2 protein-coding genes are annotated in these 17405 nt (G+C 68.1%); both read left to right on the top strand.

Features of this window, described 5'->3' with window-relative positions:
* Positions 1 to 145 precede the first annotated feature (145 nt).
* Entirely contained in the window at positions 146 to 16195 is a 16050-nt protein-coding gene (locus BJ970_RS36410; protein ID WP_184733077.1) for a DUF8616 domain-containing protein, read from the top strand.
* A gap of 94 nt (positions 16196 to 16289) precedes the next feature.
* Positions 16290 to 17330: a hypothetical protein gene (locus BJ970_RS36415; RefSeq protein ID WP_246472287.1), complete on the top strand. Its 1041-nt coding sequence runs from the start codon at positions 16290 to 16292 to the stop codon at positions 17328 to 17330.
* Positions 17331 to 17405 lie beyond the last annotated feature (75 nt).

Genomic DNA, 17405 nt, shown 5'->3' on the forward strand with positions numbered 1-17405 from the left:
CAATGATCCAGTACGCGCGCCGGGTGGTTGAGGCCGCCCGGCCGCGGATTGCTGGCGCATTGCCGCATTGGCGGATGAAGATGCCGGCGGCATCCTTCATCGTTCTATTGGGTTTTGGCGTCGTCCGGCGGGAAGGGTGGTTTGCATGTCCTTGATGGTGCCGGAGGAGGTGAGGCGGCTTTTTCAGGTGTTGACCGGTGAGGACATGACGGATGCGGATGAGGATGCGTTGTTTGCGGTGGCGGAGCGGTTGGAGTCGGATGCGGCGGTGGTGGAGGTGTTGGGTCCGGTGGTGCGGGAGGTGGTGGGGCGGGTGCGGGGGGAGTTTTCGGGGAAGGCGGCGGATCGGTTCGCGGAGCGGTTGGAGGCGTTTGGTCCGGTGTTGGATGCGGGTGGTGGGGGGTTGCGGGAGTTGGCGGGGTTTGTGCGGAATTTGGCGTTGCAGGTGCAGTATTTGAAGTTTGTGACGGTGGGTGGGTTGGTGTTGTTGTTGGCGGAGATTGCGTGGGCGGTGGCGATGGCGGGTCCGACGGCGGGGGGGAGTATGGCGTGGTTGGCGGCGCGGTTTGCGGTGATGCGGTTTTTGTTGTCGCGGTGGTGGGGTCAGTTGTTTATGCATTTGGCGATGGGTCAGGTGGTGGGGGTGGGGTTGCAGGTGTTGATGGATGCGGGTGCTCAGGGGTTGCAGTTTGCGTTGGGGACGCGGGATAAGTGGGATGCGCAGACGTCGTTGATGGCGGTGGGGGTGGGGTCGTTTAGTGGGTTGTTGACGTTGCCGTTGTCGGCGTTGGGGAATGTGGTGGGGAATGCGGTGACGAAGGTATTGGTGCGGGGTCTGGGTGATGAGGTGGATAAGGAGGTGCTGGTCACGGCGGCCAAGCAGGTCGCGGAGGAGCATGCGGAGCAGTATCCGGTGTCAGCAATGGCGAAGTTCGCCGACGTCGTCTCCAAAAACCTGGAGGATTACACGGGGATGTCGGTGCGGGCGATGTGGGCGGCGCGGTTCGGTCATGGTCTGGGGGAGTCGCTGGAAGAGGGTTTGACGGAGATGTTGGGTGAGGCGGGGTATGGGGCGATCAGTGGTCAGGGAGCGCAGTGGAATCCGTTTTCGTTTACTGCGGGGTTGTCGGAGTCGTTGGGTTCGGGTGTGGGGAATCTGGCGGGGTTGGCGGTGCGGGGTGAGTTGACTCCGGCGGGTCGGGCTCGGGAGAGCGCGAACGAGGATTCCGCCGGTACCGACTCGAATGCTGACTCGGTTGAGGAGGTGAAGCCGGAGTCTGGGGCGCAGCCGGACGAGAAGCCCGGCTCCTCGGACGGCCTCGGCGAGAAGCCTCGCTTCGTGGATACTTTCAGCGAGAAGCCGGGCACGTCTAGTGATGTTCCCTATGTGGATTCCGGGGTGTCGGTTCCCGCTTCCGGGACACCGGCCAGCGACCTAACACCGGGGTCGGTCGGCTCGGGTGTTCCGCTGACGTCGAATCTCCGGTCTGTCGGCTCCGGCACCGAAAAATCTCCGTTGAGTGACCCGTCTGGGGTGCCGCAAAGCGGAACCGGCACAGTGGCCAGAGCGGACGCGGCTGGCCCGTCGCCGTCCTCTGGTACGCGGTCGACGGATGGCCCGGTTCAGGGACCCTCGGTCCCGGAGCCCAGTGTTGTCCCGCCCGTTGCCGGAGGCCAGTCCGCTGGCGGGGCGGCGACATCGGGTGGCGGGGCGGCGACACCGGGTGGCGGGGAAGGCATGCCTGGTGGTGTGGTGGTCACACCTGGTGGTGGGCCGAGGGATGTGGATACCGCTGCCGCCGAGGGCCAGGACTCCAAGACGGGTGTATTTGAGCCGCCGACGAACACCGTGTCGCGACATGAGGGCGATGCGGCGGCACCAGGTGCGCCACGGGGTCAGGACAGTCCGGCAACGCCGCCGCCACCCTACAGCCCGCCTCAGGGGCACGATGTGGTCCGCAGCGACTCGCCGGTTCCCGGTGATCGGGTCGCGCTGGGCGACTCCCGTGCCGGTACGCCGCCACCGGCGTACGGCCCGGTTGCCGCTGGCGGCGACCACGTTGGCCACGAAGTGTCTCATGTGGACAGCCGGGGTGAGTCGGTTGAGCATCCGTCCCCGTCCCCGTCCCCGTCCCCGTCCCCGTCCCCGTCCCAGTCGCAGTCCTCGGGGCCGGGGCCGGATACGTCCAACCGTGGCGGCTCACCACATTCTGCTGCCGAGGGCGGGCAGCCGGACCCCGTCAGGCACGACGGTACGGCCCCCAAGCCCGGTGTGATCGAGATACCGAAGAGTGCGACCTCGCCGTCGGCTCATGGGTCGCCTGCGTTCGAACCTGCCAATGCCGGTACGCCGCCGTCGGCACCCAGCCCCCTTCCCGGGGATGACCACGCCACGCGTGAAATGTCCAGTGTGGACAGTGTGTTCGCGCATCAGACGGTGTCCGCAACTCCGGAGACGGGGCTGCTCGACGAGTCCTCTCGTGACAAGCCGGTTCCCGATGGTGTGACGTCCACGGGTTTGCCTGCTGCCGACCACGTTTCCGCTGCCACCCGGCTTTCGGGTGGCAGTCCTGTGTCGGTGGGCCTGCCGCCATCGGCGGCGGCCGACGGGGCTTTGGTCGTCCGGGTTCCGGATCACGCGATGTCCGGTGCCGGCGGGGTGTCGGCGGACGAGGTGCGCGCGCGGGTCGGTACCGGCGCGACCGGTTCGGGGCCGGTCGTGGTGGTCCCGGAACGCGGTTTTGGCACTCGCATGGTGATGTCGTCGGCCGAGGCCGGATCGCTGGCGCGGGGCTTGGGCCGGGACGTGGTGGCGTTGGCTCCGACCCCGGGCGGTCAAGGGCCGCGCTGGACGACTTTTCCCGCGGATGGGACTCGGCCAAAGCCCGAAGTCGGTGCCGGCCGGACATCCCCTTCGCGACAACCCGGCACTTCGCCGCAGCGCGTCAAGGACCTCACGAGTCCCGCCGCATCCACTCCGGCAACGCAGCTCAAGGCCACACCGACGACAACCGAGAAGTCGACGGCAACCGCGGCGGGATCAACAACCACCGCGACCGCGACCAACGGCCAGGAATCGTCGCGGGCGAACAGTCCGGCACAGGACGCCCGCCGACCCGTCGAGGATGGACGTGTTAGCCCGGACAACGCCCGCGACGATGGCTTCGAACCGGTGGAGACCGTTATCGGCGCGACCGACGTCGCGGCGTTCCCGCATGTGGTGACTGAGGACATTCCGGCCGGTTTGCTGGTGCGGTCGGGTCTTGGCGACGACGACGTCATCCGGACCGTCGCGACGAAGATGTCGGCCGAGCCCGGCCGGTTCGCGGTGGTGGCGCATGGTGATGGTCGCGGTGGCGTGCGGGTGGCTGGAAGGTCGGTGACTCCTCGCACGTTGGCGGATCTTATTCGCCGCTCCGGTGCCTGGGATGGTGCGAAGCCCATCCGGCTGTACGCATGCGACGTCGGGGAATCGTTCGCGCGGGAACTGGACCGCGAACTGGGTGTCGAGGCCCGCTGGGCGGCCGACAAGGTGTGGTTGACCTCGGAGGTCTCCGGGTTCGCCTCGGTGGTCACCGGCGCGACGATCGGCGCGGACGGTCGGCTGCGTCCCGATTTGCCGCCGACCGGTTCCTGGCAGACGACCCGTCCGGGCGGCGACCGGCCCGCCGAGCAGACCGTTTCCTTGCCGGCGAATGCCGGGCGGCTCAACTGGGTTCACCTACGGGCAAATGCCACGCGGTTTCGGACGGAGCCGCAGCCCAGCCTGGCATCGCTGCGAAACCCGGAGCAGACCGCGATAGTGGTCACGGCACGCGACGAGATCACGACGGCGTCCGAAAAGCTCACCCAGATCTACCGCATCCTGGATTCGCGAATGCCGGACGCGCCGCGCATCGCCGTCACGGCCGCCGATCCCGAGGAGACCGACGCGCTGCTCACGGCGGCGACGGAGGCGTCTGCCGCGGCCACGACGAGTGTCGAGAGCGCTCGGCGCAGTGCCGAGGATTTGACGGTGGCGCAGCAAAAACTGGCGGCGGCCGAGCAGCGGCAGGGCGAATTGCGCGCCGAACTCGATGCGGTCCGTCAGCAGCTGGTCCGGAAACGGGCCGCTGCCTGGGGCGCCCAACAAGAAGCGCGACTGGTGCGAGAGGAAGCCGACCGGATAGCGCGGTCCGGATTGCCGAATGCCCTGCTAGCCAGGATCGCCGCCGACGCGGCGACACACGCTGAATCCCTTGGCGCCGAGTTCGCCGCTGAGCAACAGCGGGTGAGCGAACTGACGGGAGCACACCGAGCAGCGGTCGCACGCGCTGCCGAGGCGAGCACGCGGGCTCAAGCCGCGCGTGAAGTCGCCGAGCAAGCGACCGAGGATGCCGCCAAGGCCCTCGCTGACGCCCGCTTGGCCGCCGACCGGGCCGACGTGACGGTCCGGCAGGTCGACCTGCCGCCCTACGCGGCCGGCGGCGCATTCGGCAGCGGGAAGATCTGGCAGTCCGGCAGCATCGATGCCCAGACCATTCTCGCCGCGCTACCGGCAGACCTGTATTGGGGATCCGCCGCAGCCTCGATCAAGGACCTGTTCTCCGCGGACAACCTCCCGGAGACGCTGCGGCGAGTCGAGGACGAAGGGATTCGGCTCGTGGCCGGCTCCCGCGAGCTGCACCTGAGGTTCGAACGCACCGCGGCGACCCCGGTGCAGATGTCCCCGTTCGAAGGGCTCACCGAGTGGGGCATCCGCTACGCCGACGCGGGCCTCAGTATCAACCGGGACCGATCCAGGCAGCTCGGTGGCTCCTCTGCCGCGCCCAACATGCTGGGTGTTTCGACCGACGGGGTCGCTCGCAACGTGCTGCTGAACCCCTCGTTGCGATTCAACACGGGCAGCGGCGAGCTGCGCAGTTTCGTCGCGACCGCGGAGTATTCACGGGTGCTGTCCACCCGGATGCCCGAGAGCCATTTCGTCGTCGACGGCCGCTTCGTCATCGACGTGCGGGAGGGAACGGGCCCGCCGCGGACATACCGAACCGAACCGCTCACCGATGTGGCGCTGGTCCGGTACCACGGCGAAGATGTGCCGCCGGCCACGCTCAATGCCGACCAGGACCAGCCGGTGCTTTCCGTTCCGCCGGCGGCCTTGCTGGAGGTGTTCGCCCTGCCGCAGGCCATCGCCATGCGGCGCATCCGCGAACAGGTCCTCGACAGCCTGCCCCTGGAGAAGGTGGGTGTCGATGTTCGCGAGTTGGTTTCGCGGGAGCTGTCCGAAGACAGAGCGATCGTGCGGTTCGGACACATCACCTCCGGGGGCTACCGGACCGGTCCATTCCAGTTGCCGGGAACGAAGCCGAACACGCTGTCGCTGGAAGTTTCCGCGAAGCTGCGCACGGTGCGGCGCGTCGACGGCCGTGTCGTCCCCGGAGTGCACTTGCGGCAGAACGCCGGAGCCGAGACGAAAATCGAGACCGGCACGGCGCAATCGGCGCTCACCGAGCTGTCGGTGAGCGCGGGTCCCGGACTCATCGCCGGGCTGGACGAAGACCATCTCGGGGTCGGGTCCTACACCACGATCACGCCTTTCACCGTCACCGGTGCGGCAGGGGCATCGGCCTCGCAGGTGCACGGTGCGGGCACCAGTGCCGGGAAGAAGACCGTGACCAGCATCGAGGGCAACGCCGTGCTCGTGGAGGGGACGCTGGACATTCGCGTCGCGCGGACCTCCACGGACTCGACGCTGGAAGGCGCGGAACACGTCAAGGAAAAGGTGTTCCTGTGGATGCCTATCGACGATTTCGCCCGGCTCGAAGAGATTTCCGCTGCCAGGACCGCGCTGGAGGAACGTGATCTGGGTGGCGGTTCGCCGCTGCCGGATGTGCTGGCGAACAGCCAGAACTTCCGCGATCTGGTGGATCGCGTACGCCCGCAATCGCCTTCGCGGCCTAAGGCGTGGCACGGCCACACGCTTTCGGCCGCCGAGTACGCCGAGCGCGGCCAGCTAGCAGCGGAGCGAACGGCGCTGACAATGCTGGCCGGCCGCGCGACCCCTCCGGAGATCACGATTCCCGAAGGCCGGCCCCGGCAGCCGGACATGCTGATGGCCGGCAGAAGCACCGGCGGCGGCGTGGTGGACCGGCTGCCAGGGGCCGAGCGGGTGCTTCCGGAGGTGCGGCGACTGCTGGAGGAGTCGGTGGGTGCCGAGCTCGCCGCGTTGCGCCCAGACGAGCAGGCGATTCTTGCGGTGCAATTGTCCTCCGCCTTCGGCATGCCCGCGTTGTTCGGCATGTTCTGCGCCGAGTTGCGCGGCGCCACCAGGACGATCCGGGTCGGCGATCAGTTGGTGACGATCAAGGTCAAGCCGGAATTGGGGGCGCTGGTCGGGACGGGCCGGGTCACCAAGACGGTGGTCGACGTGACCGCGAAGAACACCAACCGCGGGGAGATCAAGACCAAGGGCGGCACGCAGCAGCGGATCGGCTTCGAGTCGGGCGCCTTGATCGGGACCAAGCGCAAGGACTTCTGGCGCAACATGGGCTTCATTTTCGGGGGGTCGGTCCAGTTCTCGCATGGGCACGGCAACGTCAGCGCGCAGAGCTACCGGATCAACCGACGGGCGAAGTACAAGGGGCCCGCAATCACCTTCGACAGGTTGGTCACCTGGTCGATCTCGCTCTCGACGATGTCCGGCGCGCAGGAGACCCGGCCGCACGAGTCGTGGTATCGCCGCCTCGGCCTGTTCCGAGGCCAGGGGGGCGAACAGCCTGATGCGACACGCGACGGCGACATCGAGCTCGTCCCGCTGGCCAGCGGTGTCACCACATCCAGTAACAGCACCGCGTCCAATGGCTCCACGGTCTCCGGCTGGACGCGCGTTCTCATCCCGGAGCCACTGGCTCCCACCACCGCCCCGCAACGCGACCCGAAGCAGCTTGGTCAGACGATCCGCGACTTCGATTACGCCGAGCAGGAGCACAACCCGTTCAAGGTGAACGTGGAATTCCACCTGCCGCAGGCGGTGGCGGTTCCGTCCACGGTGCTCAGCGAGCACCTGTCGGACCTGGTGGGATCGTCGGAATCCGGTGCGGTCCGGTCCGGCGAAGACGTGCTGGCGGCGAATTTCGACCAGTTGCTGACGCCCGACGGCCTGTTCGTTGCCGGTAGCCGGGTGCGACTGCGGCTGTTCGATGTCCAGCCGATCGGCACCGCCCCGGACAAGCTGAGCCTGGAAGGCATCGCCGAGGGCGGGCTGAAGCTGGACGGTCAGGAAACGTCCGGGACAGGAGCGGACGCGCGGTTCCGGGTGCCGACGTTGTGGCAGTTCGGAAGCCATTCCGACCACCGGGCCCAGGTGATGCCGGCGGTCAACGGCCGGGCAAGCCTCAATCGGGAGAGCGGGATCTCGCAGGGTGTCAGCACCGCACGCCGACGAATGGGCAAGAGCAGCGGCGCGACCCATCTCTACCGGGCGCACGCGGTCTTCGAGAAAACGACCTACGACGAGTCCGGCTCGGCGACGAGGACCGAGCGCATCGCGGTCAACGGCGGCGTCGAGTTCCTGCTCGCGGACGCCATTGCCCAACGACTGCACACCAACCCGCTGCGGGAGCCGGTTGAGCCGGGACAGCCGCCCAGGACCCGGCGCCTCGACCTTCCCGCCGGGGTGGAGCCGAAGGAGATCCCGGAGCCCGAGGTGCGCTACCCCCCGGAGTTCGTGCTCTCCGGCGCCGGGCTCGGCCCGACCATCGTCACCGAGATCTCCAACGCGCACGAGGTCGCCCCGCTGATCAAGAGCTTGCTCGCAGCGCATGCTCCCGGATTCCTGACCGACCGTTGGGTAGCGCGACCGAGCGGAATCGTGGGATCCGTGGACACCATGGCGTCGCCGACCGCACTGGGCGCTCGTTTCGGCCAGTCGGCGACATCCGGACTGTCGTTGCTCGCCGGCCGGACGCATCTGGGCGGAACCGAGACGATCGAGTTCGTTGTCCGCGCTCGATACGCGCCGGACGCGAAGGCGACGCCGAACACGCAGCTCAAAGCCGACACCTACTTCCAGCACACGGAGAAATGGGCCCGCTCCGCATCGCGGACGCTCGGCGGCGGCATCAGCGGGAGCGTGCTGGCGGCTCGCCGGCTCACTGGCCAAGCGCGTCGGGTCGGCGCCAATCCGGAAGCGGCGTATGGCAGGGAATTGGTGCGCAGCCAACGCGAAACCAGCACCGATGCGATCAAGTGGCGCATCGCCGGGGAAGAGGAGACCTCTTACTCCTATACCTGGCCGGTCTGGTTCCAGGTGGAGATGTATCGCTCGTGGACCCCGAACGCGGTACTGAACAACCTGCTGCTGAACGCGCCGCAACGCGGCATCCAGCTGTGGTCGGCGATGCAGGCTGCCACGCGGACCCCGGAACAACGACGCGTGACCGGTGAAGGCACGGCCGTCTTCACCATGCCGGGAGGCCTGACCGCGACAGAGCTGCCGGTGCCGCGCCCGGTGCGGATCACCGGCAAGGCGGTGCCCGCAGGAGGCCCAACCGAGCTGGGACCGATGCCGCAGGACCTGCATGGTGTGGACGTCCTCCCGGTGGCGTTGCCCGGCAGCGAACGGCTATTCCCTTGGCTGGCGGCAACGTTGGCACATCCGACCCGGCATCCGGACAATGATGCCGACCCGGCAAGCGCGGCAGCGTCGATGCAGGCGCCCGCAGGCGACGGCTGGGTGCGCCCGGCCACCCTGCCGGGGCAACTGCTGTGGCAGCTCGGCGGCGAAGAAGGTTTGACCGCGATGATGCCGGAGCTGCTCAACGCCCCGGTTTCCTTCCCGGTCTTGGTCAACGGCGGGATGCTCTGGGACGAAGAGCACAGCCTGTCCGTGGCCCTGCGGTTCGCCGACGTCGAGTACGCCGGCTCCTTCACCGCGACCGGTGAGCTGACCCAGGAGCGGAAGACCGAGCAGGAAATCACCCGATTAGCGAGCAGCAACGCGACCGGATCGGTCCTCGCGCTGGCGCTGCTGAAGGGAAACGATGCCGGCCACCAGCGCGACGTGATCCTTCCTGGCGAGACGAGCATGACCAATCCGTCGGGCGGCGCGTCGGGCGGCAGGTCAATTCCGAGCGGCCAAGTCTCCACCCGCAGCACCGCCCGAGAGCTCACCAGCGAGAAGAAGGGCACGTACCACGTGTACCGGGCGGGCAAGGCGATCTACACGATCACCGACCAGACCCGAAATCGCGTACTTTTCCTCGCGTCGCCCGGAAAACCAGCCGAATACAAGGTGACCATCGACAACGGCGGATACTTCGCCGTGGCGGCCGACCAGGCGGCGGCGAGGAACCTCCCCGGTCCGCCGCCCGAGCCGTCCCAGCCCGCTAGCACGCCGGATCCGGGCCCGGCCATGCTGCCGGACGTCTGGATGCCCGGTGCCTACGATCAGGCGGCCGCGGAACTGCTGCCCCGCGTCCCCGGGCATCTGGTGATCGGTCTGACCGCCGAGACACCCGGCACCATTTCCGACGGATTCGGTGGCACACTCACCGTGCCCGAGCTCGCCACGCGAATCGAGGGCGTGCGGGGCTGGGCCCGGCGGCCGCTCGTGCTGGTCGGCGACGTCGGCCTGGCCGATGCGGGCGCGCTGCGCGACACCCTCGGCGTCGACATCGTCACGGCCGACCAGCAGGTCTGGCACGGCACCGACGGCCGCATCCTCGCCGGCAATTTGACCTTCCTGCGCAGCGGGTTGCCGACCTGGCGCGAGTGGGCCGAATCCGTCGTCGGGGGCGAGGAGTCAGCCGCGAAAGCCGGGCACTGGTACCTGTTGTCGTCCAGCGGAGGCATGCGGCAGCTCCCCGGTGCGGACCTGGTACCGGCGCTGGCAAGTTCCGGTCTCCAGGCATCGCCGGGCAACGCCCCACGATTCGACTTCCGGTGGGGCGTGCGTAGCGCTCCGGTGAGCCTTCCGATCCACGGACGCGACGAAAACGCCGAGTACCAGACGTGGACCCGGTCACCGTACTATGCCGCCGCTGCCCCGGAAGGCACTCGGCCACTGCTGGTGCTCGGGCACGACAACACCGTGGTCTCCGCCGCTGCCGCTGCCGAGGCGCGAGGTACCGGTGCGGACGTGCTGGCACGGGTCAACCGGGGCCGGGGGCCGAAGTGGATGCTGCACCGCGCCGACGGGAGCCGACCGCGGCCGGTGGCGCCGCCCGCCGAGCTGACCCAGCCGCCGCGACCGGAACCGCTGCTGTTCGGCGGACCCGGTGATTCCGGCGAGATGATCGAACATGCCGCGAAGCTGGCGCCAGAACTGCCGGACACCCTGATCGTCGGTGTGCATGTCACCGCGGACGGACTTGCCAGGCTCAAGGGCGGCCGGAAGGTCGGGCCGGAGGAATTCGCCGCGGAGCTGCGGCAGAACCGGCGTTTCGTCCCGGGGCTGAAAGTCGCGTTGCTGGGCTGCGCCGCACACCGGCGATCGGCGCCGAACAAGTTGTCGTTCGCACAGCGTCTCGCCCTGTCCCTCCGGACGCAAATTTGGGCGGCGGATAAAGATGTGTGCCAAACCGAGGACGGCTTCGTCCATGCGACGGAGGTCTCGGCCACCGCGGACGGCAGGCTGTTGCCGAAGTTCGTCGACGGGCTGGGTACCGGACGCTGGTCGTTGCTGGGTACCCGGGGCGAATTGCTGGATTCATCCGGTCCGGAATTGCGGGCGGCGGCGACCAATTCCGCCCCGCAGCGGTATCCGCTCGGTGCGCAGCCGGAGGCCGGCATGCGGTGGTCCGGGCAGGCGAACACCGACGCCGAACCGGCCCCGCGAGCTGTCCAAGACCTGTTGGCCAGCTGGGGAACCACGCCCACCGATCGGGAATTGTGGCGGCTGGTAGAAGAATTGGGCTTACCTTACGCGGATCGCATTGGTGGACCCGGCACGCGCTCCTGGAACCTGTTGCGGCACCGGGTTTTCAACGTCCTCGAATTGACCGCGGCGCTCGGTGAACGACCCACGGTCGAGGACGCGAAGGCAACCCGGCTGCTGGCGGACTGGATCCGGGATGCCGACCGGATGGACGGCACGACGGTGACCGCCGGGGACGTGCATCGAGCCGTCCAGGACGTGTCCGACGATGCTACGGGCGTTCGCCTGCACGAAGTGCGATACCTGGCCGACGTGCTTCGGCGGTTCGGAGAACAACCGGCGACCTTGGCGGCCCTGCGGGCGGAGTGGCGGCGTGGAGCCACCCAGGCCGTCACGCTGAGCATGGGCGGACGGCGGGAGAACGCCGTGGCCTATGCGGCGGACGAGGAATCAGCGCGGTGGTGGCAAGGTTTTCCAGGTAGCCGGGTCGATCTGGACCAGGTGCGGCGCGAGATGGGCATCGCCGCGGACCAGGATCCGATCATCGTGGTGGTGCAGACGCGGCGGCGTTCCCCGAATGGCACCGATCGGCTCTTCCTGATCAGCGATGCGGTTCGCGGGACGACCTTTCAGCTCGAAACGCCGCAAGAGCTCGGGCGGTGGGTGGCCGGGACCGCGCAGTACCAACGGATAACCGGCACCAACGACGCAGGCCCGGTCGTCCTGGTGACCCTGGGCGGGAATGCGGGACTCGGGCAGGACCTCAGGCGCGAGCAGCTCATTCGCGGATTCGTCACGGGATTGACCGAGGGCGGGGAAGGTACCCGAACGCGGGATGCCCTGCTGGCGTACGGCTACATAGCACGGAATCCTTCCGGCCTCGGGCTGGTGGCCGCGCGAGAACCAGCTGACCCGCGGGACAGTGGAGTCGTGCTGAGGTCCGGTGCGCGGCCGAACATGGCGTCGCTCCGGTTGGATTCCACCCGTGCGAACACGCTCGCCTACCCCATTGATGCGGCCAACGCGCGCGAATTCCAGAACATTGCCGCGTCGAGCATTCGGATGCAGAGCGTGCGACGGGTTGTTGGCAGTAATTCGCCCCTCTACGTGTTGGCGTGGCTGGCACCGAATGGCAGGTTCACCGTCGCCGGCGGAGACACCTGGGTGCGAGAAGACCTGGCACCGCGTGAGTTCGCTCGTCAGGTGATCGAGGACGCGAGAAACCACCGGTTGTCTCGCACAGACGACCGCCCGATCGTCGTCTTCACATACTTCCGGCAGGACGCGGGGGCGATGGCAGAGGTAGGTCGGCAGGAGCTGGCCGCGGCCTTCCATGAGGCAGGACATCACGGACCGATTTTCGTGACCGTGGCGGACAGCCGGACGCACGGACCCAACCTCTTTTCCGCGGACGGTCCGATCATGGTTCAGCAATTCCACCGTGTGGTCCCGAGATCGCCGCTGATGCGGCTTGCGGTGGATTCGGCCGTCGAGAACCTGGTCGCATACCCGCAGAACAGCGGAGAGGAAACCGCGTGCCGCGAATGGGCGGAGTCGGGAGTCGACCTGGGCTGGCTACGCGCGGCGGTGCACGATCAGTCACCGACTCTTGTGTTGGCGTTCTGGAACAACGATGGAACCTTCGGATACGTCAACCCGGCGACCTTGCGCCTCGGTCGCCTGACTCCCGGCCTGTTCGGTCGGAGAATGGCGGGAAGCGCGGCGTTCCGCGAGATGACGAATCCCGGCAATGCCGTCGTGCTGCTTGCCGCGGTGCCGGACGAGCATAGTGTCATGGACGACGTAGCGCGCCAGGAATTCGCCAGGGGAGTAGTCCGATCCGGCCACGAGGGGCCGGTTTACGTTGCGTCCGTCATGGAAAACGTCGAAGGAAACCAGTCCCGGATGGAAGTTCGGGATTTAACCCATGCCGGCGGTGCTCCGCACGCCGCCGGACTGCCGGTGCAGCAGCTGACATCCACCAACGTGCCACACCGCCTGCTCGGCGTAGCTGGATCCAACGCGGAACTGGAATGGTGGAGCGAGTGGTCGTCGGGCGGTTTCCGCCTCAACGTCGAGCGCTCGACCGGGCTGAAGTCGGCTACCGTGGTGCTCGCTCGCCTTTGGGGAGACGAGTTCGTCACGCCTTCAGGCACCATGCCGGCGTTCGAATTCGGCCGCCAGTTGGCGTTCAGCGAGTCATTCCAAGAGCCGATCATGCTGAATCCGGCCGATCCTGTCCTGTTGGCGACCGTGGGAGCGGAGACCGGACTCAGCGAGCAAGCCGCGCGCGAGTTCGCCCGCGGCTTGCGCAGCGATGCCCCGGACCGTGCGGTCTTCGTCACGGACCGGGATTTCAGGTTGCGGTCGGATACCAGGGGCGTCGGCGTTCTGGACTTCGACGTAGATCCCCCGAGGTTCGTGCCGCCGCAGGACTGGGCCCCGTGGGTGGGGTCGGCCTCGAACGTCGACGCCCACAGCGGGCCAGTGCTGCGATATCCATCTTTAGTCGGATGGCTGCCACGCATCACCCTGGATAGGGACTGGATTGCCTCGGAGGCCGGCCATCCGGCCCCCGTCGTGCTCGTGGTGCATGCAGTGCGCGGACGCATCCGCGCGGTTGATCCGTCGACCGGCGAGACGCGAGTGCTCGGTGCTTCGGATTTCGGTACGAGCGCGGTCAGCGACCCGGACGTACGGCAGTTCCTCGACGCTGATCCGGACCGGCCGGTTGTGGTGTTGTTCGACAAGTGGCCGTACGGCCTGACCGAGCAGGATGCGAGGTCGCTGGCGCAGGGTTTGCGCAGCGATGGGAACCGGCGGCCTGTCTTCCTGTCCATCGGCCATTTCACCGCGCACTCCGCGGGCTGGCGGTCATACGCCCTGGTCGAGGCGCCGTCGGTACAGTCTGGGGTCCTCGCGCAGCCTGCCGGCGCCGCCGATGCGCGGCAGCCGCAGCTCATCTCCTATCTGATGCCGGGGGACGCGCACGTTGTCGGACGGCTTCGTTCCTTCGGGGTTTCCCGGCTGTTGTCGGAGTTGGGGTATCGCGACCGGCAACAGCCGATCGTCGTTCTGGCAAGCAGAGTGGGCGACGTCCTCATCGACCCGGAGCGGGGCAACGAATTGCGTTCCGAAGCCCTGGGCCGGAAGCTGGCGCGAGACCCGAATTACCTGGAGGCGACCCGAGGGGACTGGCGCAGGCCGGTCGTGATCCTCACCACGGGGTCGCCGAACGACGCCGATCTGACGAGAAACCTGAACGCGCTCACCGTGAACTTGCTCGGCGGGCCCGATGCCGTTCGGCCCCTTTACATCTCGCGCCGCAACGTGTCGAGTTCGATCGGCGGCCGCCTCGTTTTCTCCGGCGGGCTGCGGGCGTTGACGCCCAACCGGATGCAAAGTCACTTTCCGCACCAGCCCTTATCGGCGCATACCTTGCGGATTGGTGAGGCGTCGACCGACAACGCCGTGGGTTTCCCGGTGGACGAGTACGACGAGGCAGACTGGGAGCAATGGAGCTCGGCGGACTACGACTGGTGCGGGCCGATGCTGCGGCGCACGGTGGCCGAGTTCGATCCGGACCCGGTGTTCATTTTCGCGTCGGTGCGGGCAGGAGTGATGGAAGCGTTGAACCTGCACGATCGGCCGATGCCCTCGGATCCCGTTGCGCTGGGCATCGAGATCTCGCGTTCCCCGGCCTTCCAAGCGGTGGATGGCGCGGCCCCTGGACGAACGGTGGTGATCGTGGCGGTGTCGAAGGACCACACGCCACTCCAGGACTGGTACGCCGCGGCACTCGCCGAAGGCTTGCGCGGGCTCGGTGGGCCGCCGCGAAGTGTGTTCGTCTACGACGGTTACCACATCGAGGCCAGCCGGACCGACATAGCGTTGGACCGCCTGCGAAACGTGACACCCGAGCTGAACTGGCGGCTGGACGGGGCGATCCGCGACGTGGACGATCCCGGCGAAACCGTGCCGCGCTACGAACACGACCCGGTGCCGAAATATGACGACGCCGGAGCGGTTGCGGCCGGGATCGCGGCGGTTGACGGGCAGCGCGAGTCGGTCGCGGCGGGCGGGACCCGGCCCGCCGCGATCACTGAGGTCGAGATCGGCGAGGCCTACCAACGATGGAACGAGGACTTCTGGGAAGCCGAACGCACACTGGGCGCGCTGCCCGCTGACTGGCTGGCGGACCTGCAGGCACGGGCCAGGATGATCCTCGGCAGTTTGTGGGAACGTCCCGAGCAGGGGCACGCTCCCGCGCAGATGGAGTTGCAGAGCCTGTGGGACCGGATGGCGCAGCGAGTTGCTTTCCGGCTGCACGGCGATGCCCGGTCGGAGACGGACGCGTGGGCGACGGCCTCTGCGATGGTGGCAGCCGTCATGCCTCCGCCGGTCGTATTGACGGTACTGGGGTCGGGCGAAACGATCAGCTATCCGGAGTGGACGAGGTCGTGGGGGTTCGCGGAGGTCGCGCCGGATCGAGGCCGGCTGTTGTTCGTCCTGGGCCATGACAGCGTGCTCACGCACGGGGAACTGATCCGCAATACGCGGCAGGCCGGTGTGAATGTGCTGGCGCGAACCAGTATCGACAATGCGCCACAGTGGATTTTGTGCCCGTCGGATGGGAGCGAGCCGCGGCGGGTGGAGCCGCCGATCGAGGTAGCCCGTGCGCCGCGTGCGAAGCCGTTGATGTTCTTCGGTCCTGATGACGGTGCGACGGCTGTCGCGGCGGCGGCGTTGGCGACGGGCCTGGACGGTGTGCAGGTGGTCGGTTTGCACGTGACGCCGGACGGGCAGGCGCAGTGGCCGGATGGACTGGTGGGACCGGCGGAGTCCGCCGAACGAATTTGGCGGAACAAGGATTACGTTCCGGGGCTGCCGGTGGCGTTGTTCGGATGCGGTGCGGGACAGCGGTCGGAGTCGGACGAAGCGCCCTTCGCGCAGCGGTTTGCGAGGGCGCTGCGGCAGTATGTGTGGGCGACGGATGCCAGCGGTGTGTGGCAGACGCAGGACGGTGCGGTTCATGCCACGGACACATTGGTCACCGGCGAGGGACGGATGCTGCCGGTGTTCGCCGACGGCAGGGGAACCGGCCAGTGGTCGCTGCTCGATCGAAACGGGTGGGAGGTGGGTTCGCCGCGCGGTTCGGAGTTGCGGGCCGCAGTGACCGGCTCGGCCGCGCCGCAGTACGCGCCGAACGCGCACCCGGAGCCGGTGATCAGGTGGGCGAGCGATTTTCCCAACCCCACCACGGGGAGGGGCCGGCAGGCTGGGAGAATGGGCCCCGAACCGGCCCCGCGGAGCCCCGATTCCGCACCTGTGTGCAAGTGAGATCCATGAGAGACGAGCCCGGGCCGGCACCCGCCGCGAACCCAGCAGGCGGGCCCACGAGCTTTGACGATCACAAACCGTTGAGGAGCTGAACATGACTTCCCCTGAGCAGCAAGCGGCCGTCAAGGCGGCGATGCACGGCGTGCTTCTGCGGCAGGCCGGTCTCGCGCCCGACGAGTTGGTGGCGGAGGCTCGTGGCTGGCTCGCCGAAGACCGGTTGGGCGAGGTCGCCCGCGCGATGGCGTCCGCCGCCGCGCGATACGGCCTGCCGCTCACCGAGGCGGACTTAAGCGTGCTCGCGGCCGTTCTTCAGGCGGAAGGTGCACCGCTCGACGCGCTGGAAGGCATTGACCCGGCCGTCGACGATCCGCCGCTGGCGTGGCAGTTCAGCGTCGACCGGCCGGATGCTCCGGTCGCCGAGGACGATCCCGCGTTGGCGGCAGTGATCGATATCGTCAATGGTGAGCCGACCGCGCATGGGCTGTGGCGTGCGTGGCGGATGCCCGCGGACGGCGCGCCGTACCCGCCGCCGCGGCCGGTCTACGTCGTCGAGGCTGACGACGGTGATCTGCCGGCGCTCACCGCCCGGCTTCAGCAGGCGCTGACCGCCGCCGGTGAAGCCGCGCCGCAGGTGGAGGTCACCTCGGTCAATGGCTACGTGCCCCTGTACCAGCGCGCGGCCCGCGCTTACGGCGCGCTCCGCTGGGCCGCGACCGAGGCCCCGGACATCAAGGTGGCGCGGGTTTTCGACGCGGTCGACCCGGCTTCCGGTCCGAGCTTTGCCCCGGACCACCCCCGGATGACCAGCGAGGCCGAGCGCGATCAGGTGCTTGACTACCTGCGGGCCGGCACCGCGCTGATGATCACGACCGCCACGCTGGACGACGTCGTCGACCCGGCCCGCAAGGGCGTCGTGCCGATGAGCTTCCGCACCGACGGCACCTGGATCTGGCCGGATACGGTCACGTACTACCTGGAACACCACCACCTGGAGCCGGATCCGGAACTGCTGGCGCACATTCGTGACTCCGGCCCGCGCCCGCCGGAGCTCGACGCGGTGGCGCTGCACCGCGCGATGGAGGTGCTGCGCCGGCCACCGGAAAGCGAGCCGGTCTGGAACACCAGAAACGGCTGAGGCGGTCGTGCGGTGCGATTTCAATGGAAACCGGTTGTGATTTCCATTGAAATCGCCACACCGAGCACCGAAGTC

The sequence above is a fragment of the Saccharopolyspora phatthalungensis genome, from assembly GCF_014203395.1.
Taxonomy (GTDB): Bacteria; Actinomycetota; Actinomycetes; order Mycobacteriales; family Pseudonocardiaceae; genus Saccharopolyspora; species Saccharopolyspora phatthalungensis.